General features: G+C 56.9%; 12 protein-coding genes and 1 riboswitch. Of the genes, 1 reads left to right on the plus strand and 11 read right to left on the minus strand.

Annotated elements, in window-relative coordinates; genetic code table 11:
- Positions 1–403: 403 nt before the first annotated feature.
- The 8 genes from KJI95_RS15880 to KJI95_RS15915 form a co-directional block, all read right to left on the minus strand.
- Positions 404–673: a chemotaxis protein gene (locus tag KJI95_RS15880; protein ID WP_214508170.1), complete on the minus strand. Its 270-nt coding sequence runs from the start codon at positions 671–673 to the stop codon at positions 404–406.
- 232 nt (positions 674–905) lie between these two features.
- Positions 906–2,159, minus strand: coding sequence for a 2-iminoacetate synthase ThiH (gene thiH, locus KJI95_RS15885; protein ID WP_250885884.1), 1,254 nt, complete (start codon positions 2,157–2,159; stop codon positions 906–908).
- Positions 2,156–2,926: a thiazole synthase gene (locus tag KJI95_RS15890; RefSeq protein ID WP_214508171.1), complete on the minus strand. Its 771-nt coding sequence runs from the start codon at positions 2,924–2,926 to the stop codon at positions 2,156–2,158. The genes thiH and KJI95_RS15890 overlap by 4 nt, the downstream gene beginning before the upstream one ends.
- 1 nt (position 2,927) lies before the next feature.
- A complete protein-coding gene (thiS, locus tag KJI95_RS15895) occupies positions 2,928–3,131 on the minus strand; it encodes a sulfur carrier protein ThiS (protein WP_214508172.1) in 204 nt (67 codons plus the stop codon).
- Complete coding sequence (locus tag KJI95_RS15900; protein WP_214508173.1) at positions 3,125–3,889, minus strand: HesA/MoeB/ThiF family protein; 765 nt, start codon at positions 3,887–3,889, stop codon at positions 3,125–3,127. Before KJI95_RS15900 ends, thiS begins: the two co-directional genes overlap by 7 nt.
- The gene (thiE, locus tag KJI95_RS15905) at positions 3,879–5,546 is read right to left on the minus strand and encodes a thiamine phosphate synthase (RefSeq protein ID WP_214508174.1); all 1,668 of its coding nucleotides are present in this window, start codon (positions 5,544–5,546) and stop codon (positions 3,879–3,881) included. Before thiE ends, KJI95_RS15900 begins: the two co-directional genes overlap by 11 nt.
- Positions 5,547–5,558: 12 nt before the next feature.
- A complete protein-coding gene (gene thiC / locus KJI95_RS15910) occupies positions 5,559–7,577 on the minus strand; it encodes a phosphomethylpyrimidine synthase ThiC (RefSeq protein ID WP_214508175.1) in 2,019 nt (672 codons plus the stop codon).
- 280 nt (positions 7,578–7,857) lie between these two features.
- Positions 7,858–7,956, minus strand: a riboswitch (TPP riboswitch).
- 140 nt (positions 7,957–8,096) lie between these two features.
- On the minus strand, positions 8,097–9,017 hold the full coding sequence (locus tag KJI95_RS15915; protein WP_214508176.1) for a hypothetical protein: 921 nt from the start codon (positions 9,015–9,017) through the stop codon (positions 8,097–8,099).
- A gap of 614 nt (positions 9,018–9,631) precedes the next feature.
- Between KJI95_RS15915 and trhA the strand changes: the two genes are divergently transcribed.
- On the plus strand, positions 9,632–10,369 hold the full coding sequence (trhA, locus tag KJI95_RS15920) for a PAQR family membrane homeostasis protein TrhA (protein ID WP_214508177.1): 738 nt from the start codon (positions 9,632–9,634) through the stop codon (positions 10,367–10,369).
- A gap of 193 nt (positions 10,370–10,562) precedes the next feature.
- Here trhA and KJI95_RS15925 read toward each other — a convergent pair whose 3' ends face one another.
- Genes KJI95_RS15925 through KJI95_RS15935 form a run of 3 tightly spaced genes read right to left on the minus strand, consistent with a single transcriptional unit; the run spans position 10,563 to position 16,521 of the window.
- Complete coding sequence (locus KJI95_RS15925; RefSeq protein WP_250885885.1) at positions 10,563–13,655, minus strand: error-prone DNA polymerase; 3,093 nt, start codon at positions 13,653–13,655, stop codon at positions 10,563–10,565.
- Positions 13,655–15,781: a Y-family DNA polymerase gene (locus KJI95_RS15930; protein WP_214508178.1), complete on the minus strand. Its 2,127-nt coding sequence runs from the start codon at positions 15,779–15,781 to the stop codon at positions 13,655–13,657. The genes KJI95_RS15925 and KJI95_RS15930 overlap by 1 nt, the downstream gene beginning before the upstream one ends.
- Positions 15,781–16,521 (minus strand): SulA-like leucine-rich domain-containing protein, encoded by a 741-nt coding sequence (locus KJI95_RS15935; RefSeq protein ID WP_214508179.1) that lies wholly within the window; start codon positions 16,519–16,521, stop codon positions 15,781–15,783. Before KJI95_RS15935 ends, KJI95_RS15930 begins: the two co-directional genes overlap by 1 nt.
- Positions 16,522–16,744 lie beyond the last annotated feature (223 nt).

Genomic DNA, 16,744 nt, shown 5'->3' on the forward strand with positions numbered 1-16,744 from the left:
ACCGGTTTTGCCGATGGTAATGGTGCCACGCTCGTCTGAGTCGCGGCTGAGGATTCAAACGCCAGCGCTGCAATCTCAATGCCCTTAGTATGCGAAGCTCCAAACACTGAGGCTGTTTGGGATGTGGCGGCAAGCGCCGGGGAAGCCGCCGAGCTCGGCGCTGATAAGCTCGGCGCTGATAGCGAGTTTGAGGGTGAATTGATTAAAGCAGGCGATGCAGCCGTTGATGCAGATGCAGGCGTGGATGAAGATGCAGCTTGTGCCTGCACAGAACTTGCTGAAGATGAAGCCACAGCGGCTTCACCGTTAAGGTTATTGGCGCCCTCACCTCGCCCGTACTGACGACTGACGGGCGGAGCAACTGACGCCGCTTGAACAGACAGCGTCGTTAAAGCCATGGTGATTACACTTTAATGTCGATGATGGTGCCAACCGTTTCATCGGCTGCCTTAATCACCTCGGTAGAGGCCTCAGCCTGACGAACCGACTCGGTGGCTTTGACCAGCGCATCTGCGGTATCCGGCGCCTCAGACTTAAGGGCTGCCGTGTCACTGCCCTGTTGCACCTGATTGGCGGCAGGGGCGCGGGCCACGTCTATGGTCGCCTGGGTCAAGCCGGATTGGGCACTGTTAAAGCCATTCACGCCTGAAACGGACGCAGGTGGAATTTGCATAACTCCCTCCTTTAAAAAGCCTGTGGTCAACAGGTCAATTATTGGCCAAAACACCCGTAAAAGCCAGTAAATTCGGCGCCTGCGTCATGGTTCAAATTGCTGTATCAGTTGTTGCTTAAACTATTGCGAAAGTTACTGATTAAGCCATTACTTGCAACAGTACACTGAGCCGCACTTAACCTGCCATAATAAATAGTGCCCATCACCCCGGCGACAACGCACTGCCCAAACGTCAGGCGCACTCGCCATGCCAGCCGCTCTCCCAGTCTTTCCATACCGGATTGAGGCCCCTGGACTTAAGCACTGACGCAATGGTCGCCGCGCTGCGCTCATCGCTTATCTCAAATTGATCGAGATGGGTGTCCGGCTCTGAGTAACCGCCCGGCGATGTGGCGCTGCCGGCGCTGGTTTGGGTGATCCCAAGTGCAAACAGATTATCGCGAAAATCCGGCCGCTCGCGGGTTGAGAGACTGATGTCCAGACTCTCGCTGAACAGACGAAAGGCACAAATCATTTGTACCAGCCCCCGGTCACTGATTTCGGTCTTGGGTGCAACTCCGCCGGTGCAGGGCCGAAGCCGCGGCAGCGAAATACTGTAACGGCTGCGCCAGTAACGGTTTTCGAGGTACTGCAGGTGATGCCCCATAATCAGCGCATCGAGGCGCCAGTCATCAAGACCCAGCAGCACCCCAAGGCCAATTTTATCCACGCCGGCCCGGGCGAGCCGGTCGGGGGTATCAAGACGCCAGATAAAGTCGGTCTTTTTGCCGCGGGTGTGGTGTTCGCTGTAAGTGCGCCGCTGATAGGTTTCCTGATACACCATCACCGCATCTAGCCCGAGGGAGACAAGCTCGGCATAGTCCGCCTCTGACAAGGGCTGAACTTCCATCGCAAGGTACGAAAACGCCGATTTCACCTGGGGCAGCACCCGGCGAAAATAGTCCATCCCCACCTTGGTTTCATGCTCCCCCGACACCAACAGCACTGAGTCATAGCCCATGGCCTGAATAAGCGCGATTTCACGGCCGATTTCGGCGTCATTCAGGGTTTTGCGCTTGATTTTATTGACCATGGAAAAACCACAGTAGTCACATTCATTGGCGCACAGGTTCGATAAATAAAGTGGCAGATACATGCCGATATTGGCACCAAAGCGCTTGCGGGTAAGGCGCACGCTTTGTTGTGCCATCTGCTCAAGATACGGCTCAGCAGCGGGTGACAGCAGCGCCATCAGCGCGTCGAGCCGACCGGCCGGCGCCCTGAGTGCCCGCTCTACATCGGCAGCAGTGGCCGAGTAGAGCCCAAGCCGCCAGCGGTCAATGTCAAGCGCTGCAAACACCTCAGAGAAGTTGCCTTTAACGCTGCCAGTGCCAGTGCCCGTGGCCTTGCCCGTAAAATTGCCCGTCACGTCGCCCGAAAGCTTGCCAATCAGCTTGTCTTTTTCGTTACCCAAGGACGCCTGATGTTGCGATTGGATTGCCATCATGGATGCGTTCCAAGAAAGCCGGTCAGTGGGCTCGTTTCCACCGCATGGTGACTGGTGGCACCAAGGCCGGCAAGATAAGCTTCGCGGCCAATTTCCACTGCTTTGGCAAAGGCTTTTGCCATCCGCACCGGATCGGCGCTTGATGCAATCGCGGTATTTACAAGCACAGCATCGGCGCCAAGCTCCATCGCCTCACAGGCGTGGGACGGCGCGCCAATACCCGCGTCCACCACCACGGGAATACCGGCCTGCTCGATGATAATTTTCAAAAACTCACGGCTAACCAACCCCTGATTGGAGCCTATGGGGCTGCCAAGGGGCATGACTGCTGCGCAGCCAATCTCTTCAAGGCGGCGGCACAGCACAGGGTCGGCATGCACATAGGGCAGCACCTTAAAGCCCTGGCTCACCAGCTCTTTTGCGGCAAGAAATGTCTCAATCGGGCACGGCATCAAGTACTTGGGATCCGGATGAATTTCCAGTTTAAGCCACTCGGTGCCAAGCATTTCCCGGGAGAGTTCGGCGGCGAATATCGCTTCTTTGGCGGTGCGCGCCCCCGAGGTGTTGGGTAAAAGGCGCACCCCACGCGAAAGCAGCGGCGCCAGGATATCGTCGCTGCCCGCTTTAAAGTCGACCCGCTTCATGGCGAGTGTGACAAGTTCACTGCCGCTGGCGGCAATCGCGTCCTGCATCACGCGCCCGGATGCAAATTTGCCGGTACCGGTAAAAAGGCGCGAGCTAAAGTCGGTATCTGCAATCTTCAGCATGTCAGCCTCCTGCCACTGCGGAAAAAAGTTCAAGGTTGTCATTATCTTGTATATGGATATGTGGCCAGCGATGGCGCGGCACCAGTTCACCGTTTAGCACCAGCGCCACCTGGGTTTGTTTAACGCCCTGCGCCTGAACCAGGCTTGCCAAATCCTGCGCCGAATCAACCTGGCGCGCCTCACCATTTAACTGAATATTCAACATGGGTCTGTCTCCCCGCGCGTGGCGCAAACAGCGCAGTGCGGATCGGCAGGCACCCGGGCTTCATGCCAGCGAAAATGCCTGAAATCAAAGCGCTGCAATCGTCCTGACGGCAGCGGCATATCCAAAATAAGTTGCTGGATCATCTGCGCCTGCAAGGCGGCGATGGCGGCAACCGCGCTGCCAAGCACACCCTGGGAGGCGCAGCGCTTCGCCGACTCGGTATCCTTGGGAAACAAACAGTGATAGCAGCCTGATTTGACAGACGATGCGCCGCTCGCGGCCTGCAAAAACAGCAATCCCTCAAAGGCAGCTATGGCGCCACTCACCAGGGTTTTCTGCTGTGTATAGCAAAAAGAGGCCAAAAGATGCCGGGTCGCAAAATTGTCACTGCAATCGACAACCCAATGAATATCATCGAGTAAGTTGATGCTGGCATCATCAAGTTTACCTAGGGCACGAACGGCAGTGCCGTAGCGGCGCGAAAGCAAATCGGCCGCCACACGGGCCTTGCTTTGGCCAATGTCGGCCTCCGAAAACAACAGCTGGCGCGGCAGGTTGGAGAGCTCCACCATGTCATGGTCAAACAGCCAAAGCTCGCCAATACCTGCAGCAGCAAGGAGCTGCGCCACCTGACACCCAAGCCCGCCAACGCCGATGACAGCGACCCGGCTTTGCATCAGCTTTTGCTGCCCTGCCTCGCCGCACTCCGGCAGCAAAATCTGCCGTGAGTAACGGATAAAGTCTTTATCAGCGAGCATGTCGTGCCTCCCATGCTGCCGCGAGGGCGCGGTAAGCGGCCGCAGGCTCGCTCGCTTGGGTCACGGCCCGCACCACAGCGATATTATCCACGCCGGTGGCGGCCACATCGGTAAGATTTGTCCCATCAATGCCACCAATTGCCACCGTCGGCAGTGACTTAGAAAACAGGCGGCTTAAGGTGGTCAGCATCGACAGCCCCTGGGGCGGCGATGGCATGGTCTTGGTGGTGGTCGGGAAAATATGCCCAAGCGCAAGGTAACTTGGCTTCAATTCAAGGGCGAGGCGCGCCTCAAACACGCCGTGGCTTGAAAGCCCCAGGGCAAGCCCGGCTGCGACAATGCGCTCAAGTGCGGCGCTGTCTGCATCTTCCTGCCCCAGGTGCACCCCAAAGGCGCCATGTTTGATGGCAAGCTGCCAGTGGTCGTTGATGAAAAGGCGCGCCTGATACTGCTTGCCAAGGGCGATGGCCCGAACAATCGCAGCTTCCAGCGCAGCGTCATCTGGACTATCCGGCGTGTCGGTTTTTATTCTGAGCTGAATGGTTTTCGCGCCCGCTTCAAGCAGGGTTTGTAAAAGCGCTACATCACTCACCACAGGATAGACACCCAAATCCCTGGGCAGCGCCGGGAAAGGGCCCGCGGGCATATCGTCAGCGCTTTTCGTCAGTTTTGCCGATGGCTCTTTTACCCAACGTACCTTCGGCAGTGAAGACAAGCTTGCCGGCGTGCCGGTACGGGCCAAGGGCCCAGGGCCACTGCCCGGCTGAAATGATGCCTTAAGGCCCTCATACACATAGGCTTTTGCCATCATCACCGCATCGGGCAACACCATGCCTTTAGCCATAAAGGCGGCGATGGCACTGGAAAGGGTGCAGCCGCTGCCATGGTTATTGGCGGTATCGACTCTGGGGCTTTCAAGGTAGAACTCGCCGCCCCGATAAAGCGTTGAAATATTGCCGATATCGCTAAGCAGCAGGAGATCGCTGGCATGCTGCGTCTGCCAGCGTGCATCGCCACCTTTGGCAAGCAGGCTTACGCCGAAGTGTCTCGCTACAGCACGCACCGCCAGGCGCCAGCGCGTGCAGTCTGACTCTGCTTCTTCACCAATGCTTTCGCCTGCATAAGGCACAGCTATCCCAGAGACCAAACGAGCGACTTCAGTCACATTCGGCGTGATAAGCGTTGCCCGGCCAGCAAATGCACTGAAGTCGAGCCCGCTGAAGTCGAGCGTGCTTACAGTCGCCGCGCCTTGAGCGCGCGATGCCGCATGCTGCAATTCATCGCCGCAGGAGGCCACCATCACCGGGTCGAGTATAACCGGCACGCCCGGCAGATTATCGCCAAGCCACTGCGCAAGAAACTCAAGCTGCGCCTGATTGGCGATAAGGCCAATTTTGACCGCAGCCGGGTACAAATCCGCCTTCAATGCCTCGAGCTGAGCCGCAAGCATGGCCGGACTTACCGGCTCAACCGCCGTCACCGCCACCGAATTTTGCGCCGTGATGGCGGTTATCACGCTGCAGCCATGGCAGCCAAGGTCATGCAGCGTCAGCAAGTCGGCCTGAATACCGGCGCCGCCGCCGCTGTCGGAGCCGGCGATGGTCCAGACCACTGGCCTTGCCGCCAATTCACTTTCAACCAAGGGATTTGCAGCCATAGCCTTGCCCATTTATGCCAGTTCCTGCTCGGCCTTGCGCGCCGCATCGACGTGGGCCTCGCTGTAAAGCGCGCTGCCGGTTTCTTTAAAGGTGGCCGACATCTTGTCCATACCCGCCTTGGCATAGCTTTCGGCTTTGGAATAGCTTTCAGCCGCGCCTATTTCTACCGTTTGCACACCAACCCCGGCTTTTTGCTCATTGGCTGCATTCTCTAAGCTGGCTGCGTTCTCTAAACTAGCCGCGTAGTCGCGTACGTCCTGGGTGATTTTCATCGAGCAGAACTTGGGGCCACACATGGAGCAAAAGTGGGCCACCTTGGCCGACTCCTGCGGCAGGGTCTCATCGTGATAAGCACGGGCAGTATCGGGATCGAGCCCGAGGTTGTACTGATCTTCCCAGCGAAACTCGAACCGTGCCTTGGAAAGCGCGTTGTCGCGAATTTGCGCGCCGGGATGTCCCTTGGCCACATCGGCGGCGTGGGCGGCAATCTTGTAGGCAATAAGCCCTTGTTTTACATCTTCCTTGTTGGGCAGGCCGAGGTGCTCCTTGGGCGTTACGTAGCAGAGCATGGCGCAGCCGTACCAGGCAATCATGGCCGCGCCGATGCCCGAGGTGAAGTGATCGTAGCCCGGGGCAATGTCGGTGGTCTGGGGGCCGAGGGTATAAAACGGCGCCTCGGCGCAGTGCTCAAGCTGCTTGTCCATGTTCTCTTTGATGAGCTGCATGGGGATATGCCCGGGGCCTTCGATGATGGTCTGCACATCGTATTCCCAGGCGATTTTTACAAGCTCGCCAAGGGTTTCGAGCTCAGCAAACTGAGCTTCGTCATTGGCATCGGCAATGGAGCCCGGGCGCATGCCATCCCCAAGCGACAGCGAAACATCATAGGCGGCGCAAAGCTCGCAGATATCACGGAAATGGGTGTAGAGGAAGTTTTCCTGATGGTGGCTTAAGCACCACTTGGCCATGATGGAGCCGCCGCGGGACACAATGCCGGTAACCCGCTTGGCGGTCATGGGCACGTAGCGCAAGAGCACGCCCGCGTGGATGGTGAAGTAATCCACCCCCTGCTCGGCCTGCTCAATCAGGGTATCGCGGAACACTTCCCAGTTAAGATCTTCGGCGATGCCGTTGACCTTCTCCAGCGCCTGATAGATGGGCACTGTGCCAATGGGCACCGGCGAGTTGCGCACAATCCATTCGCGGGTTTCGTGAATATAACGGCCGGTGGACAAGTCCATCACGGTATCTGCGCCCCAGCGGGTGGACCACACCAGTTTTTCCACCTCTTCCTCGATGGAGGAAGTCACCGCCGAGTTGCCGATATTGGCATTCACCTTCACCAGAAAGTTGCGGCCAATGATCATAGGCTCGGCTTCGGGGTGGTTGATGTTGGCGGGGATAATCGCCCGGCCACGGGCCACTTCGTCCCGGACAAACTCCGGCGTGATGGGCTTACCAACCAGAGCGCCGAAGGCTTCGCCTGGCTTTTTACGGTTTAGCTGCTCGTCGGTCACTTCATCGCGGGCCATGTTTTCGCGAATAGCGATGTATTCCATCTCTGGGGTAATAATGCCCTGGCGGGCATAGTGCAGCTGGGTGACCCGCTTGCCAGCTTTGGCGCGGCGCGGCTTTGGCAGCACGTCAAAGCGCAGGTGATCAAGCCCCTCATCAGCGAGGCGCTGCTGGGTAAAATTGGATGAGGCGCTGTTAAGCTCTTCGGTATCAGAACGCTCCAATATCCAGCCTTCACGCAGTTTTGGCAGGCCGTGGCGCACATTGATGTCGGCATCGGGGTCTGAGTAAGGTCCGGCGCAGTCGTACACCTTGATGGGCGGGTTGGCCTCAAAGGTTTCTTCGCCGCGGGTATTTACAATGCGCGTATCGGTTTGATGAATTTGGCGCATGCCCACCTGGATATCAGGCCGGGAGCCTTCAATAAAAATCTTTTCGGAATTGGGGTGCAGCAGCGGCTTTAAGTTATCGATAAAGTCCTGGGCGGCTTTACGGGTTTCGCGGCGGTTTGACATCAGCAATCTCACTTTTGGTTTCAAAATGGAGTTGCTTGTCGGGGGAGAAAATTGAGCAGTTGAATCAGCGGCGACGACAGTTTTTACAGTGTTTTCAGCGCTGTCTGGCGTCTCATTCACCCCGTTTGCCTGGCACACTCTCCGCGTTTTTCAGCTGAGATGTTGCGTTGCTGGCCACTTTTGTCATCAGCTTTCGGCGGGCTTTCGCCTCGTTTTCCGGCTTAGCTTCCGGTTTATCTTCCGGCTTATTTTCTGGTTTAGACTGCTGACATTAACTGGGGTGGATTTGATGCTTGTTTCCTTCGCAGGTTCTAACCTGATCAGGTTCAACGGATCCCGAATAAACGGTCTCAGCCCTAAGGCACTCCGACAAGTGCTGGCAGTATAGGCGTAAGCCGCAGGCGAAAACAAGAGGCCAAATTGGGAAAAACAGCGAAAAACACCAATCAAGACATGAGTAATTATTCTACTGGATAACAATACCATATATGTAACGTGCGGCTATCAGCTGAAATTATTTCAACGCAAATCCTGCTTACCCATCAGCGCAAGGTACTTGTTGATGCCCTCCTTCAGCGCCTTTTTCACCCTGTCTTCACCGCAGCGAAACGGGTATCCAAGATTTTCGGCGTGGGGATTTAGTGGCGTCGGTACCTTGACCACCCGATAGCAGGTATCGCCGGATTTGACGATACGATTGGGGTCGATTTTCGAATCCAGGGTATTGGGTTTGTAAAAATCATCGGCATCCGGCACCAGCAGCACTTCCATCTCCGGCAGAAGCTCCGACATACTGCGGCCGCTGCGATTGATATGGGCCGTCTTTTGCTCGGCGTAACTTTCGGTCAAGGCATTGAGTGCATTGGCATTCTGGCGCGCCATAAAGCGGCTGGCAGGCGTTGAGAAATCAAGCTGACTCTGCTCAGATGGTGCTGGAGCCTCTATTGGCGGCAGAGATTCGCGCCGGGCCGTCAGAGCCGGTTCGACTGCAGGCTTTGCAGGGAGCGGTTCATCTTTTATAGGGTCAGGCTCTTTTGGCGCTGCAGCCAAGGCTGGCTCGATGGGCGCTTTTTGCTCGTTACCTTGCTCAGGCTTAACTTTTTCGGCTTCAGGTTCGGGTTTGATTGCTGCGGGCTTGGAGGGATTTGCCTCTGGCGGCAGTTCAATCGGCTGTTTTGGCGCGCTGAAAACCAGATAGGATTGCAGCGCTTTGGGTGATTTTCGACTTTCCAGCGCCGTAAGAGCCGGCGCCATAAAGTAGATGGCACCGGCAAGCAGCGCCAAGTGGATTAAGGCCACCGGCAACAAGTGGCCAAGCAAAAATGTGCGCCCAACGCGGCTGTCTGTCGCAGTGTGTGCTTCCCGGTGCGCGGCTAGAGCCACCAACGGCAACTGAATACCGACCATAGTACTGACTGCTTCATCAGACTTTAATCTCACCGGCTCTTCTTCGTCAAAAAACGAATTGCTGGCCAAAAACCAAGCCCCAGCAGGACGGTGCTGGGGTTCCATTGATGCTGCAATCCATTCTTTGCCCACGGCTGATGGGTTTTGGTCGTCCTTTTCCGGCAAACCTATATCCTTCCTTTTAATCTCATAGCGATTAGTGTCACAGCGATTTGCACGGCTGCTCGCGCTGCCGCAGTGGTTCCGGCAGCTTTTGTAGACGCAGCAATAGGCCCTAAAGTTAGCAGCCTGTTAAGTCAAAGGCGTCAGTTAATCCCGCAGACAATGTTCTTTTTGAATCAGCAAGGGCGACGCTCTTTTTGAATCCGCAGGGGCGACTAAGTTCCCGAAACCTTCATCAAAAAAGCAGCATCAAAGCAACATAGGAACAGCTACAACGCGGCAGCAGACCGTCATTATCGAGTTTGGGGTAATGGCCTGGAAATTTAAAAAACGAATGGGTAAAAAATTATTATCCAATAAATACAGAAATATAAAGAATCAAAAAAAATTTAAGCGTACACTTGTACTCTTTTTTGTGGAGTTTGCCGAATGCCGATGTTAGATTAACCACTCTAAAGCCAAACCCGATCACTTAAGAGTTCACCATGTCGTCAATGCAAGTCAGCAGCGCAGCGGTCACTGCGCCCACTCACACCTCAGGCAATATCCCCGACACAGCTGCCGATGCGGGCAGACAACAGCCGCTGGGTGCTTATTGTGCGCGTGAAGAGCTGGCCAATACCTTAAGCCATGGCATTGGCGTGCTGGCGGCGCTGATTGGCACGGCGGCCATGTTGTATGACAGCATCGGCCATTTAAGTTTGCTGCAAACCTTAGGGGTTGGTCTTTACGGCCTGAGTATGGTGCTGCTGTTTGCCTGCTCTACTGCGTATCACTGGGCCAAGTCTCCTGCGCTTAAGCGTAGATTCAAACTTTATGACCACTGCGCCATTTATCTTTTGATTGCAGGAACTTACACGCCTTTTGTACTCATTACTCTGGAGGGAGCCGGTGTCGATTGGGTACTGGGTGCCATCTGGTTACTTGCACTCGGCGGCATTGGATTCAAGCTTTTGTTTTTGAATCGCTTTAAAGCATTCAGCCTGGTGCTGTACCTTGCCATGGGCTGGCTGTGTGTGGCGGTGCTCGACCAGATGATCGCAGGCATGACCGACACCGGCTTTACCCTGCTGCTCACCGGCGGCCTGTTTTACAGCCTCGGCGTGGTGTTTTATGCGGTGAAACGCATTCCCTTTAACCATGCTATCTGGCACCTGTTTGTGCTTGGCGGCGCCATCAGTCACTTCCTGTGTATTTACCTCACGGTGATCCCTAAAGGCTGATTCGTAAAGCGCAAATGCTGCAGGGGCTAACACCAAGGCTATTTTAAAGCTGCTTACCAGCCATCACACTGGGGTTAATCCGCGCCGCCTATAGCTGGTTGCTCTTCGCGTTAGCGTTGCCGTTGGCTTTATCCTTGCGTTTCTTTTTGCCTGTTTCCACATAACTCAGACCCAAGATTAAGCCCAGTGAGCGCTAGTGAAAGTCCCGCGAGGTAACCTTGAGGCTATCGAGCAGATGGGAGATATCCTCAAGCCGTCCGGCCACCACATGGGTCACCCCATCGGCATGCTCCACTGTGCCATTCACCTTCAAAATTGTTGATGTCAGATAGGGCTTTCGCTGCGCCCTTGCTGTGCCCATCCACACAATCAGGTTAGTGTTACCTGTTTCATCCTCAAGGGTAATAAAGGTAACGCCCGATGCAGTGCCGGGTCGCTGCCTGCCCGTCACCACACCGGCAACAGTGACCAGCTGCCCATGGCGGGTGTTTTCAAGCGCTTTTGCTGTCAAAGATTTTCCAAGCAAACCGGCAGTTCGCAGTAATGCCATCGGATGTTGCCCAAGGCTTAAGCCCTTGCTGCGATAATCCGCCTTAAGACACTGCACCGCATTGGGGGCACTAAGGCTTGGCTCTGCGCCGCCCGGCTGCAGCGGCTCAGGTAAGTCATCAAACAGCGGCAGGCTTGCCTGACGGGCCGAGAGTTGCCAGCGGCTTTGAAATCGATGGCCACTCAGCAGCCTGAAAGCATCGGCAGCGGCAAGCAGCTCCAGTGCATGGCGGTCAAGCAAGGCACTCACCTCACTCAAGTGCGCAAATCCCGCTGCTGGGCGAATGGCAACCAGCCTTTGCATGGCGCTTTCTCTCAGGCCCTTTACCTGCCGAAAACCAAGCCGGATAGCAAAGCCGGTGGCGGTTTTCACAAGATCACAGTCCCACTGGCTGTGATTGATACACACATCAAACACCTCCACCCCATGGCGGCGCACGTCCTGCAGGAGCTGCGATGGGCTGTAAAACCCCATCGGCTGGCTGTTCAGCAGCGCGCAGCAAAAGGCCGCCGGATGATAAAACTTAAGGTAAGCAGAGACATAGGCTAACAGCGCAAAGCTTGCCGAGTGGGACTCCGGAAAGCCATATTCGCCAAATCCCTGAATTTGGCGAAAGATCTGCCGGGCAAAGTCTTGGCTGTAACCCCGCGCGGCCATGCCATCAAGCAGCTTTTGCTCGAAGGGCCACAGCTTGCCTGTGTGTTTCCAACTGGCCATGGCCCGGCGCAGCGCATCCGCCTCACCGCCGCTGAAACCTGCGGCCACCATGGCAAGTTTAATGACTTGCTCCTGAAAAATCGGCACCCCCATGGTGCGCTCAAGCACAGCTTTGACTGCGTCGCTGGGGTAAGTTACCGCCTCCAATCCTTTGCGGCGCCGAAGAAACGGGTGCACCATGTCGCCCTGAATGGGGCCCGGGCGCACAATCGCAATCTGGATCACCAGATCGTAATAACAGGCGGGCCTGAGCCGAGGCAGCATGGCGGTTTGCGCCCGGGATTCGACCTGAAACACCCCCATGCTGTCGCCGCGGCAGAGCATACGATAGACATTGGGATCCTCGGCTTTGATTGACCGCATCCCAAAGGGCTGTTGGTGGCGCGAAATCAGCTCAAAACAGCGGCGGATGGCGCTCAGCATGCCAAGCGCCAGAATGTCCACTTTAAGGAGCCCCAGCGCTTCCAAATCGTCCTTATCCCATTGAATAACGGTTCTGTTATCCATGGCGGCGTTTTCTACCGGCACCAGCTCAGACAAAGGTCCGGCGGAAATCACAAAGCCGCCCACATGCTGGGATAAATGGCGCGGAAACCCGAGCAGCGACTGCACCAGCTCAAGGTAGATGTCGGCGCCGGGCAGCAGCGCCGCCAGTTGCTCGCGCCAGGGGTGACTCGGATCGCGCCTGTCGATGCCCTGAATCAGCCTTGCCACCAGCTCTCTGTCCATCCCCAGCACCTTACCCACCTCGCCTATGGCACTTTTCAGCCGGTAAGTGATAACGCTTGCAGCCAGCGCCGCCCGTTGCCGGCCATACTTGCGGTACAGGTACTGGATAACCTCTTCGCGGCGCTCATGCTCAAAGTCCACGTCGATATCGGGCGGCTCATGGCGCTCTTTGGAAATAAAGCGCTCAAACAGCATATTGACCCGGGTGGGATCCACTTCGGTGATCCCAAGGCAAAAACACACCACCGAATTGGCTGCAGAGCCGCGCCCCTGATGCAAGATCCGTTTGCGTCTGGCAAAGCGGACTATGTCGTAAATGGTGAGGAAAAAGTACTCGTATTCAAGCTCATGGATAAGCTTAAGTTCGGCCAGATACTGGCGTTTTACCGCAGCAGGTACCGCTAAACCGTAGCGGCGCCGCGCGCCTTTGGCCACCTCACGGGCAAGATATTCACTGGCGCTTAAGGTCGCGGGTACCAGCTCGGCCGGGTATTCGTATCTGAGCTCATCGAGCGAAAAGTGGCACTGGCTGGCAATTGCCAGAGTATTGGCAATCCAATCCCTGGGATAGCGGCGCTGAATACTGGCAAGCGGCCTTAAGTAATGCTCAGCGTTCTGGCATAAGTGCCCTTGGGCCTCATCGAGCCTGAGGCCTAAGCGAATGCAGGTGAGCACATCCAAAAGTGGCTGGCGAGTGGCACTGTGCATCAGCACGCCACCAGCGGCAACGCAGGGAATGGCGCAGCGCTTTGACAGGAGCATCAAATAACGCTGCCACAGACTGCAGCCGGCCTCAAGGTGCTGCTCTGCCAGCAGATAACACCGCCCATGCCAGGGCTTAAGCCGCGCCGCGAGCTGCGTTTGGGTATCCAGCCAGCACCGCTCTGCATCGGCAATATCACCCGCCGGGTTTTGCAGCCGCGAAGGGCGCCACAGCAGCAGACAATCCGAAATGGGGGTTAACAAATCATCGAGAATGCAGCGATATTCGCCCTTGGGCGCCCGGCGCCTGCAGCGGCTTATCAGCTCGCACAGCGCGCCATAGCCTGCCCGGCTTTGGGCAAGCAGCACAAAGGTGCCCTCCTCGAGCTGAAACTCACTGCCGACAATCAGTTTGATCCCCGCCGCCTTTGCCGCCACATGGGCCTTCACCACGCCGGCCACCGAACACTCATCGGTAATGGCGATGGCCTGATAGCCAAGGCCAGCGGCACTTTCCACCAGCTCGTGGGGGTGCGATGCGCCGCGCAAAAAGCTGTAATTGCTGATGGCATGAAGCTCGGCGTACATCAAAACCACCCCTGCAGATATAGCCCGGGCTCACCTTCGCGGCGAAATACCCAGCACAGGCCGCCATCGCTGTGACGGGCAAGGTAATAATCCCGCGCAGCGCCGCACCTTTCAGCAGTGCTTCCGAGGCTCTGGACAACTGAGTGTTCACGGTTCTGGACAACTGAGTATTCGCGGCTCTCACCTGAGTTTTTGTGACTTTGGACAACTGAGTTTTCTAGACTTTGGACACCTGAGTATTCGCAGCTCTGGTCACAGGCATTTCCACTGCTTTGGCCACCCGCGCATTCGCTCAACTGGTGACAGACGTTTTTACCCTTGCGTTTAGCGGATTTTCCACGACTGCCTTCACTGTGCCTTGTGCCAGTCCTTGTGCTGGCTTTTTCGCTATCTCTTTCGCTAATGCTTGCACTGGCTGTTTCGCCGCGCTCGATACCGCTTGTATCGTCGATTTGAGCGCCGCTTGTAACGCCGATGTTAGCGCCAATTGCATCGGCATGTTTGTCGCCGCAGCCGTCATTCTTGGGCGCAGCTTGCCACCAGGGTTCACGCAGCCGCTCCGGCCCGCGCAGCAGCACCACCTTTTCCTCATCAATCCGCAGCGGCGTGGGTAACAGCCAGGGTGGGCGACAGGCAAACCCCAGCCCGTCGATATGCTGCAGCAAGAAGCCGTTATCCGCCGTTTTTCCGGCCGCCATGGGATGAAGCTCAACGCACTGGGCCGGCAGCAGCGCCGAACGCGCGCCGAGGCGTTTTATCCTGCTTGCCCCAAGCCTTGCCTCCAGTCTTGCCAGCAGGCTAAGACTCGCCCTGTGACTGTCCTCCAGTGCGCTGCCAGGCGCCGCACTTCGCGGTACAAAATGGCAGCGCTGTATGGTCAGTGCCATCACAGGCGCAGCCAGCGAAAAGCGCTCCAACTGCAAGCGGCACAAAGCCAGCAGCCCCTCGGCGCTGTATTCGGCAAAAGGGTACGCCAGCGCAATACGGCTGTGGGACGCAGGATATATAGCTGAGCCTTCAGTCTCTAGGTCCTCAATCTTTAAGCCTTCAATCTCATGCCCCTGCATGTCATATTGGCGGTCAACATGCTCTACAGCGCGGTAATGCAGCACCAGCTCCAGCATCGACACCGCCAGTTGCCGCTGACGTAAAAACAGCGCGAGCTCCGTAAACATACGCCCAAGCACAAACACCAGCGCAGACAGACTTTCGGCTTCATGCAGTAACTCAAGCCGCTGAGTATATTGCTCCTGCGGGCTGTAAAAGGGCTGCGGATGCGGCTGCTTGCCGACAAGCCTTGAAAGCAGCAGCACCAATTCATTGCCAAAGCGGATCCCAAGCTCAGATGACGGCAGGGAAAGCAGCGCGCCGATAACATCAAGCCCCATGCCTTCAAGACGCATGAGCAATGCTTCCGGCAGCGGCAAAAAGGCCAGTGGACATGGCGCCAGCGCGGCGAGTGTGGCAGACGTAGGCTTCAGGCTAGCGTTCTTGCTCTGTCTCAGGCTCGCGTTCTGGCTCTGGCTATCGCCCCGGTTGTGACGGCGATTATCTGCGTTACCCTGGTACTTGCCATTATCTTTGCTGCGGTGTCTGTCGTTATCTTTGCTGCTGTTGCTGCTGTTGCTGCTGTTGCTGCTGCCAGCAGCCCTTGCCAGTACCCCGGCCGCCAGCGGCGTATCGGCAAATGCCATGGAAAATTGGCACCCCAGCGCCGAGAGCGCAGAGGCAAAGGCCGCTGCAAAGGCCTCCTCACCGCCAAACAGCTGCGCCATCGAGCCACTTTCAAGCAGCAGCACATCGTGGCAGCGCTCAAACATCAGCTCAGATGCCGGCGGCGGTACGACCCTGGCGCTGAAACTGTATCCATGCAGGCACAGCCAGTCACAACCCGCCTGATGCAGCGATGGCTCATCACGAAAAGGCTGCAGTGTATGACAAAGCTGGGCTGCGCTGCCCATGCTCTGCCCTTTACTGACACCAAAGCGGGCCGCCTGCGAACAGGCTTTTATCACCCCCGCGCGGGCAACATCGTACAGCACCAGCGGCGTCTCCTTCGAAAAGCCGTGAATATGGCGCAGATAATCCAGCTCCCACTGGGGCAGCCATACACCAAGCCAACGCATCAGTGCACGCCCCAAGGGCCCTGCACCACCCGCGGCGAACCCTGCTCGGGCAAATATCGGGCAAGCAGCGGCGAGAGCCCATCAAGCAGCAGGCTCTCCTGTGCCTGTCCGCCGCGCCGTTTAAGCAGCTTAAGTTCAAGCTGCCCGGGGTGCGTGGGCAAGCTGCTGCGCCTATTGCTAAGCAGAGACGGCGTGCCGCCTGCGGGGCTTATCCCCAGTCGCAGCGGCAAGGGATTACCCGCGGTCGGTTCATCCACCAGAATGATGGCCAAACAAGCGCCCTTTTCAGCCGCCAGTTGCAGGCGCCTAGCTTCGGTCAGCGTCAGCCTGTCGAGCCAGCCAAGCAGCAAGCGGCAACCACCGCTGCCAAGGCTTTGCTCCATCGCCCACAAGGTATCTTTGCGTGATGCAGGCGACACCTGACAAAAATGCTCAGGCCTGAGCCCATGTTGCAGCAAATACACCGGGTTAAGTTGCCAGGGGGCACCGACAAGCAGCACCGGGCAGTCACGCTCCCTGGTGAGCGTGCGCAAAAGCGGCGTCAGCAGCAGCAAGGATTGGGAGCCAGCAACGGGGCAACTGAGCTCACACACCCCATGACGCGGCCAGCCACCATCGGGCAAGGCCGCATCCAGAGCGGCAATGCCGGTGGAATATCCGGGCTCGCGGCAGGTTTCCTGCCCAAGCCAGATATCGGCGCGGCCCAGTTGGCCGGGGAGATCTTTTGCACTGGTTTTCATGGCTCACCTTTTTTTACTGCGCTGCCGAGGGCATTGATAAACCGCATATTTAATGCCGCATCTTTAACACCGCAGGTTTAAACGACATCGCTAATTGATCTTTTGAACAACAGTTACATGTCATCCCCCAGCCGCCTGCGGCATGTTCAGGCAGGCCACCTCGCTGCTATTCAGGCATGTGCTACAGCAGTTACCTAGCTGTCAAACTCGGCGCCGACTCAAT

The sequence above is a fragment of the Shewanella jiangmenensis genome, from assembly GCF_018596335.1.
GTDB lineage: Bacteria > Pseudomonadota > Gammaproteobacteria > Enterobacterales > Shewanellaceae > Shewanella > Shewanella jiangmenensis.

What these genes read in the sequence shown, in the direction of transcription:
- KJI95_RS15880 (WP_214508170.1), bottom strand. Translation starts at nt 673, where the DNA reads ATGCAAATTCCACCTGCGTCCGTTTCAGGCGTGAATGGCTTTAACAGT.
- thiH (WP_250885884.1), bottom strand. Translation starts at nt 2,159, where the DNA reads ATGATGGCAATCCAATCGCAACATCAGGCGTCCTTGGGTAACGAAAAA.
- KJI95_RS15890 (WP_214508171.1), bottom strand. Translation starts at nt 2,926, where the DNA reads ATGCTGAAGATTGCAGATACCGACTTTAGCTCGCGCCTTTTTACCGGT.
- thiS (WP_214508172.1), bottom strand. Translation starts at nt 3,131, where the DNA reads ATGTTGAATATTCAGTTAAATGGTGAGGCGCGCCAGGTTGATTCGGCG.
- KJI95_RS15900 (WP_214508173.1), bottom strand. Translation starts at nt 3,889, where the DNA reads ATGCTCGCTGATAAAGACTTTATCCGTTACTCACGGCAGATTTTGCTG.
- thiE (WP_214508174.1), bottom strand. Translation starts at nt 5,546, where the DNA reads ATGGCTGCAAATCCCTTGGTTGAAAGTGAATTGGCGGCAAGGCCAGTG.
- thiC (WP_214508175.1), bottom strand. Translation starts at nt 7,577, where the DNA reads ATGTCAAACCGCCGCGAAACCCGTAAAGCCGCCCAGGACTTTATCGAT.
- trhA (WP_214508177.1), top strand. Translation starts at nt 9,632, where the DNA reads ATGTCGTCAATGCAAGTCAGCAGCGCAGCGGTCACTGCGCCCACTCAC.
- KJI95_RS15925 (WP_250885885.1), bottom strand. Translation starts at nt 13,655, where the DNA reads ATGTACGCCGAGCTTCATGCCATCAGCAATTACAGCTTTTTGCGCGGC.
- KJI95_RS15930 (WP_214508178.1), bottom strand. Translation starts at nt 15,781, where the DNA reads ATGCGTTGGCTTGGTGTATGGCTGCCCCAGTGGGAGCTGGATTATCTG.
- KJI95_RS15935 (WP_214508179.1), bottom strand. Translation starts at nt 16,521, where the DNA reads ATGAAAACCAGTGCAAAAGATCTCCCCGGCCAACTGGGCCGCGCCGAT.